Origin of the sequence: Limnohabitans sp., assembly GCF_038134685.1 — a bacterium.
In the GTDB taxonomy this organism is placed as follows: domain Bacteria; phylum Pseudomonadota; class Gammaproteobacteria; order Burkholderiales; family Burkholderiaceae_C; genus Limnohabitans_A.
This window is the reverse complement of sequence record NZ_JAYPVP010000010.1, coordinates 79088-85806: the sequence shown is the minus strand read 5'-3', so window position 1 is coordinate 85806 and position 6719 is coordinate 79088. Positions and strand designations below refer to the sequence as shown.

6 protein-coding genes are annotated in these 6719 nt (G+C 58.2%); 3 read left to right on the top strand and 3 right to left on the bottom strand.

From position 1 onward, the window contains the following. Nucleotides 1-27: 27 nt before the first annotated feature. Nucleotides 28-606, top strand: coding sequence for a TMEM165/GDT1 family protein (locus AAFM15_RS06310; RefSeq protein ID WP_341685861.1), 579 nt, complete (start codon nt 28-30; stop codon nt 604-606). Nucleotides 607-614: 8 nt separating this feature from the next. Here the strand turns inward: AAFM15_RS06310 and AAFM15_RS06305 are convergent, their stop codons facing one another. The 3 genes from AAFM15_RS06305 to AAFM15_RS06295 form a co-directional block, all read right to left on the bottom strand. Next, a complete protein-coding gene (locus AAFM15_RS06305) occupies nt 615-1574 on the bottom strand; it encodes a D-2-hydroxyacid dehydrogenase (protein WP_341685857.1) in 960 nt (319 codons plus the stop codon). A gap of 2 nt (nt 1575-1576) precedes the next feature. Continuing rightward, nucleotides 1577-3577: a transketolase gene (gene tkt / locus AAFM15_RS06300; protein WP_341685856.1), complete on the bottom strand. Its 2001-nt coding sequence runs from the start codon at nt 3575-3577 to the stop codon at nt 1577-1579. A 128-nt stretch (nt 3578-3705) separates the two neighbouring features. After that, nucleotides 3706-4587 (bottom strand): LysR substrate-binding domain-containing protein, encoded by an 882-nt coding sequence (locus AAFM15_RS06295; RefSeq protein WP_341685855.1) that lies wholly within the window; start codon nt 4585-4587, stop codon nt 3706-3708. Nucleotides 4588-4723: 136 nt separating this feature from the next. Between AAFM15_RS06295 and AAFM15_RS06290 the strand changes: the two genes are divergently transcribed. Both AAFM15_RS06290 and AAFM15_RS06285 read left to right on the top strand, forming a co-directional pair. Continuing rightward, on the top strand, nt 4724-5473 hold the full coding sequence (locus AAFM15_RS06290) for an SDR family oxidoreductase (RefSeq protein ID WP_341685854.1): 750 nt from the start codon (nt 4724-4726) through the stop codon (nt 5471-5473). Between the two features lie 56 nt (nt 5474-5529). Continuing rightward, on the top strand, nt 5530-6519 hold the full coding sequence (locus AAFM15_RS06285) for a TRAP transporter substrate-binding protein (protein ID WP_341685853.1): 990 nt from the start codon (nt 5530-5532) through the stop codon (nt 6517-6519). Nucleotides 6520-6719 lie beyond the last annotated feature (200 nt).

Genomic DNA, 6719 nt, shown 5'->3' with positions numbered 1-6719 from the left:
TTTGCCTGCTTGTCTTATGCTGTGATCATGGAATCTTTACTCACATCTACTGGCTTTGTGGCCCTTGCCGAAATGGGCGACAAACCGCAATTGCTGGCCTTTATTTTGGCGGCACGTTTCAAGAAACCCGTGCCGATCATCCTGGGCATTCTGGCTGCCACACTGGTCAACCATGGTCTGGCCGGGGCTTTGGGCGCGTGGATCACTACTGCCATCGAACCCAGCGTGTTGCGCTGGATTCTGGCTGCATCGTTCCTGGGCATGGCCATCTGGACCTTGATTCCGGACGCGATTGAAGAGGAAGAAACCGCCATCGCCCAGCGCTTGGGCGTGTTTGGCACGACGTTGGTCACCTTCTTCCTGGCCGAGATGGGCGACAAAACACAGGTTGCCACCATTGCCATGGCCGCACACTACGCAGACGCGCTCATGGTAGTCGCAGGCACCACGCTGGGCATGTTGATTGCCGACGTGCCCGCCGTGTTTGTAGGCGACCGTTTTGCTGCACGCATTCCCATGAAATGGGTGCACCGCATTGCAGCAGGTATTTTTGCGGCGCTGGGTGTAGCCACGGCCCTGGGCGCAGGGGCTTCGTGGCTGGGCTGACGGCAACTTTATTTCGGCAACACCGTGTTGACTGGCGCTCCAGCCACAAAAGCCTCGATGTTGTCGATCAACTGATCGGCCAGGGCTTGAATGGCCTGTGCGCTGGCCCAGGCCACATGCGGCGTCAGAATGAAGTCTGGGCGGTCGAGTAAAGCCATAAACGGGTGATCGATTGGCGGTGGTTCCACGCTGGTCACATCAAACGCAGCGCCAGCAATTTGCCCTGCTTTCAGCGCAGGTCCAACAGCCGCTTCATCCACCAAACCACCACGGCCCGTATTGATGAGCAAAGGTTTGCGTGCCATTTGCGCAAACTCGGGGGCACCAATCATGTTGCGTGTATTGGCATTGAGCGGGCAGTGCAGCGTGAGGATGTCAGACTGCTTAAGCACATCCTCAAACGGGGTGTACAGACGGCCTTGCCCGCTGCGGCCTTTGTGCGCAGAAAACAGCACCCGCATACCCAAGGCACGGCCAATTGTGGCCACGGCCTGCCCCAGCACGCCATCGCCAATGATGCCGAGGGTAGAGCCGGCCAGATCGCGGATGGGGTGGTCAAAAAAACAGAACTGCGCGGCCTCTTGCCAGCGCCCCGCCTTGACGGCATCCCGGTAGGCGCAGATGCTTCGGCGCAAGGCAAAGATCAGCGCGAAGGTGTGTTCAGGCACGGTGTGCTTGGCGTAGTTGCGCACGTTGCTCACCACAATGCCGCGCTGCTGGCAAGCGGCCAAATCGATGTTGTCGGTGCCGGTGGCGGCCACAGCGATCAGCTTTAGGTGGGGCGCTTTCGCGAGCGTTTCTGCACTGAGCTTGACCTTGTTGACGATGACGATGTCAGCATCTGCAATGCGCTCAGCGGCTTGGTCTGATGTGGTGCGATCGTATTGATGCCACTGGTGCGCAAACGCGGGGGAACGCAGGGTGGTTTCAGGCGAAATGGTGTCGCTATCCAGAAAAACAATGTTCATGATCAGTGCCCCAACAGGCGGTGCGCTTCAACCACCACGGCTTCTGGCGTGATGCCAAAGAGTTTGTAGAGTTCATCTGCCGGGCCACTGGCACCAAAACCGCTCATGCCGACAAAGCCACCTTCCAGCCCCAAATACGCGTCCCATCCTTGGCGCACTGCAGCTTCGATGCCGATGCGAACACCCTGCCCCAGGACATGTTGGCGGTAGGCCGCATCTTGCTGATGGAAAAGCTCCCAGCAAGGCATAGAGACCACGGCGGTGGCGATGCCTTGCGCTTCCAGCTGTTCGCGGGCTTGCACCGCCAGCAACACCTCCGACCCCGTAGCCAGCAGTGTGACCTGGCGCATCCCGCAGGCAGCCTCGTGGAGCACATAGGCGCCACGGCTCGTCAGGTTCTCACGGGTGGCGTCCTGACGCACCAAAGGCAGCGACTGTCGTGCAAACACCATGCTGACTGGGCCATCCTGGTGCCGCAACGCCAGCTCCCAACATTCAGCAGCTTCAATGGCATCGGCCGGACGCATGACCCACATATTGGGCATAGCACGCAGCGAAGCCAAAATTTCAACTGGCTGGTGCGTGGGACCATTGCGGCCAATACCAATGCTGTCATGGCTGAACACAAACTTGACAGGTAGCCCCATGAGCGCCGCCATGCGCATGGCCGGTCGTTCGTAATCCGAGAACGCCAGGTAGGTGACAGACAAGGGAATCACGCCGCCGTGCGCAGCCATGCCGTTGGCCATGGCGCCCATCACATGCTCGCGCACACCGCAATGGACATACGCACCGGCGCGGTCCTGCGCCGTAAAGGCCTGCAGACCACGCTTGTGGCTGGTGGGCGCTTCCAGGTCAGCACACCCCACCATGCGTTCCGGCAACACTGGGGTGAGCAAATCGTTGATCTCGCCCGAAATAAAAATGCCGCTGGGCGCCAGCGGCGCACTCAAGGCTTGCTGCTTGTAGTCCAGCAACACTTGCTGCCAGTTGGCGGGCAGTTCGCCTTTCATGACGCGTTGGAATTCGGCGCGGTCTGCAGCCGGCAATGCCGCCACACGCTGTTTCCATGCAGCGTATTCGCCTTGGCTGCGCTGACCCGCATCACGCCAGGCTTGCGCCACATTGCAGGGCAGCACAAAAGGGGCATGCGGCCAGTCCAGCAGCTCGCGTGCGGCTTGGGCGTCTTCTTCATACAAGCGACCGCTGTGGCCTCCGCGCAAGCCTTGCAGGCGTGCGATACCTTTCGCAATCACAGTGCGGCAAGCGAGCATGGATGGGCGCGGGTCGGCTTTGGCCGCAGCAAGAGCATTCGAGACTGCTTCGAGGTTGTGGCCATCCACTTCCACTACATGCCAGCCGGCCACACGAAAGCGTTCGGCGACGTTTTCGCTGATCGACAAGTCGGTGCTGCCATCGTCTGTGATCTGGTTGTCATCCCACAGCAGCACCAGTTTGCCCAACTGCAAATGGCCAGCCAAAGAAATCATTTCCTGGCCAATGCCTTCTTGCAAGCAACCGTCGCCCACAAATGCATACGTATTGTGATTAACAAGATCGCTGCCAAAGCGAGCGTTCAAATAGGCTTCGGCCACCGCCATACCAAAGGCATTGGCAATACCCTGCCCCAGCGGGCCAGTGGTCACTTCAATGCCGTTGGCCGTCTCGTGTGCAGCGCCGTGCGGGCGCTCGGGGTGCCCCTCGCAAACCGAACCCAGCACGCGAAAGCGCTGGATTTCCTCGATCGGAAACTTGGGGTAACCCGACAGGTGCAGCAGCGAATACAGCAACATGGACCCATGCCCGTTGGACAACACCACGCGATCGCGGTCAAACCAGCCCGCCTCCAGTGGGTTGTGCTTGAGATGGCGGGTGTACAAGGCTGTGGCGATTTCCGCCATGCCCAAAGGGACGCCCTGGTGTCCCTCTTGGGCTTTGACGATAGCGTCAATGGAAAGAAAGCGAATGGCGTTGGCCATGCCTGCGGGCAAAGTGGTGCTCATCGTGTTCGCGTCCTTGCTTGTGCACGGAGCGCGGTCTCCTGTTTGTGGTCAATGTGCCGCCATTCTTGCGACCCAGCCACATGAATTCAAGCGATGAATATTCAGGTTTTGATGAACTTATTTCACTTTTAAGCTGAAGACATCGCCTCGTCCTGCAGCCACTTCACAAAGCTCTTGACCTCAGGGCGCGATGCGTGCCTGGCCGGGTAGACCATGAAGTGGGCTTGCACCTCCACACTCATGCTTTCGGCAAACACGGCTTGCAGTTTTCCGCTGCCAATCAAGGACTGGCCAATGCTGCGGCTTTCCAAGGCCACCCCAAGTTTTTGCACTGCCGCGTCCAGGCTCATCATGGCGCGATCAAACCGCAGACCCATGCGTTCGGGGCGCAGGCCGTCGCCATAACGGCCAAACCAGTCGACCCATTGCACCACGCTCACGCTGGACTGAATCAGCGGCACACGCAGCAGGTCTTTGGGCTCATGCAAGGCATGCGCTCGAATGAACTCAGGGCTGGCCAGGGGCATGATTTTTTCGGTGAAGATGGGCTCCACCTCCAGGTTAGGCCAGTTGGGCAGCCCATAGCGGATGTCAATGTCCATCTGACCCAGCTGGAAATCCGAATGCACGTGCGAGGCCGACAGCATCAGCGAAATGTTCGGGTGCAAAGCCGTGAAACGCGCAATGCGCGGCATCAGCCACAAGCTGGCAAAACTGGGGCTGCTGTGCACATACAGCGTGTCCTGCACACCGTGGCGCAGATCTTCAGTGGCGGTGTTGATGGCTCCCAGCGCACTCCCCACACGCTGCAGGTATTGCTGCCCGGCTGGCGTGAGCTCTACTCCGCGAGTTGACCGCTCAAACAGGCGAACGTGCAATAAACCTTCGAGCTTGGCAACCTGGTGGCTCACGGCCGAAGGCGTAAGGTGCAATTCTTCAGCAGCCAGCGTAAAACTCTTGCGGCGCGCAATGGTTTCGAAGGCTTGCAAGGCGGTTAGAGGTGGAATCATGTTTGAAATTCGCTCACATGCTGCAATGCAACATGAATGAAATTTAACAGTCCGTGAGTTTATATCGTTTGTGTCATGCAGACACAGGGCACAGAATCGCCCCCATCTTGCAGTTGAAACACAAAAGGAGACTTCAATGCTGCTCAAGGACAAAGTTGCCGTCATCACTGGCGGCGCCGGCCTCAACGGCCTAGGTTTTGCCAGCGCCCGCATGATGGCGGCGCAAGGCGCCAAGGTCGTCATCCTCGACCTGGAACAGGCCAACCCCCAAGCCGCTGCAGCCCAACTCGGCGCTGAGCACCTGGGTCTGGTTGCCAACGTGATCGACAAAGCTTCGTGCGAAGCCGCTGCGGCGCAGATCAAGGCCAAGTACGGTCGCATTGACATCCTGGTCAACAACGCCGGCATCACCCAGCCCGCCAAGTTCCTGGACATTTCTGGCAGCGACTACGACAAGATCATGGACGTCAGCCTGCGTGGCACGCTCTACGCATCCCAAGCCATGCTTCCCACCATGATCGAGCAAAAGAGCGGCTCGATCGTCTGTATCTCCTCCGTGTCCGCACAACGTGGTGGCGGCATTCTGGGTGGCCCGCATTACTCCGCCGCCAAAGCCGGCGTACTCGGCCTGGCCCGTGCCATGGCCCGCGAATATGGCGGCAGCAACATCCGTGTCAATTGCGTGACGCCAGGCCTGATCGCCACCGACATCAACAAAGGCAAAATCCCCGAAGACAAGCGTCAAGGCATTCTGGACGGCATCCCTCTGGCCCGTATTGGCGAACCCAATGATGTGGCTGGGTGCGTGGTGTTCCTCGCCAGCGATCTTTCCAAATACTGCACCGGCGTCACGCTTGACGTGAACGGCGGCATGCTCATCCACTGATTCCCCCCAACCCGTGGTCAACATAGGCCACGAATCATTCCAAAAGGAGACAAACCATGAACAAATTCAGTACCCTGCGCCGCACGCTGCTGGTCACATCGCTGATGGCGGTGTCCACATTTGCGTCTGCCCAAGCGGTCAAATTGACCCTAGGTCACGGCAACCCGGTGGGCAGCCCCCGCCACACGGCAGCTGTGAAATTTGCCGACGAAGTCAAAGCACGCTCAAACGGTCGCATTGAAGTCACCGTTGCACCTTCCGCTCAGTTGGGCGATGACGCTGCTATGGTGACTGCACTTCGCACCGGTGCGCTCGACATTTCTGCCAACTCTCAAGGCGCTGTAGCCAATACCGTACCCGAGTACGCTGCCTTTGGCCTGCCCTTCCTTTTTGCCGACCTGCCCCAGGCCTGGAAAATCATGGACGGCCCTGTCGGCAAGGAACTGGCAGCAAAAACTGCTGAAAAAGGCATGATTGTTCTGGGTTACTGGGACAACGGCATCCGCAACATGAGCAACAGCAAGCGCGCACTGCTTAAGCCTGAAGACCTCAAGGGTCTGAAAATGCGCACGCCTCCTGACTCCGTAACCGTGGATATCATGCAAGCTCTGGGCGCCGAAGCGCAACAAATCAAGTTCTCCGAGCTGTATGTGGCTCTGCAACAAGGCGTGGTCGATGGTCAGGAAAACCCTCTTACCAACATCTACTCGGCCAAGCTGTATGAAGTGCAGAAGTACGTCTCCCTGACTGGCCATAAGTACGAAATGACGCCCTTCCTGATGAGCAAGCGCACTTGGGATCGCCTGTCTGATGCCGATCGCAAGGCCGTTCAGGAAGCCTCCAACGAAGCTACAGCTTTGCAACGCAAACTGTCCAAGGAAAGCGACGACTCTCTGGTCGCCGAACTCAAAGCCAAAGGTACGCAGGTTGATGCGGTGAACAAAGCTGCATTCCAGCAAGCCACTGCATCCGTTGTGACCAAGTGGGAAGGCAGCCCGATTGGCCCCTTCGTTAAAAAAGTAGTTGCCGCTTCTCGCGCGCAATAAACTCGCTGACCTCTGAGCGATCGGCTTGCATGTTGCAAGCCGATCAACTCAATAGGAGTACTCCCTCATGAATAAAACCGAGTCCGGCTGGCTCGAATGGTTAATTGCGTCTGTTTGCAAGACCATTCTCTGGATCACCTCTTGCGTCATTTTTGTGATTCTTACAGCCAACACTGTGTTGCGTTACAGCATGGGCAGCA

Excerpts from the sequence above, each read along its gene's own strand:
- AAFM15_RS06310 (WP_341685861.1), top strand. The coding sequence starts at position 28 with ATGGAATCTTTACTCACATCTACTGGCTTTGTGGCCCTTGCCGAAATG.
- AAFM15_RS06305 (WP_341685857.1), bottom strand. The coding sequence starts at position 1,574 with ATGAACATTGTTTTTCTGGATAGCGACACCATTTCGCCTGAAACCACC.
- tkt (WP_341685856.1), bottom strand. The coding sequence starts at position 3,577 with ATGAGCACCACTTTGCCCGCAGGCATGGCCAACGCCATTCGCTTTCTT.
- AAFM15_RS06295 (WP_341685855.1), bottom strand. The coding sequence starts at position 4,587 with ATGATTCCACCTCTAACCGCCTTGCAAGCCTTCGAAACCATTGCGCGC.
- AAFM15_RS06290 (WP_341685854.1), top strand. The coding sequence starts at position 4,724 with ATGCTGCTCAAGGACAAAGTTGCCGTCATCACTGGCGGCGCCGGCCTC.
- AAFM15_RS06285 (WP_341685853.1), top strand. The coding sequence starts at position 5,530 with ATGAACAAATTCAGTACCCTGCGCCGCACGCTGCTGGTCACATCGCTG.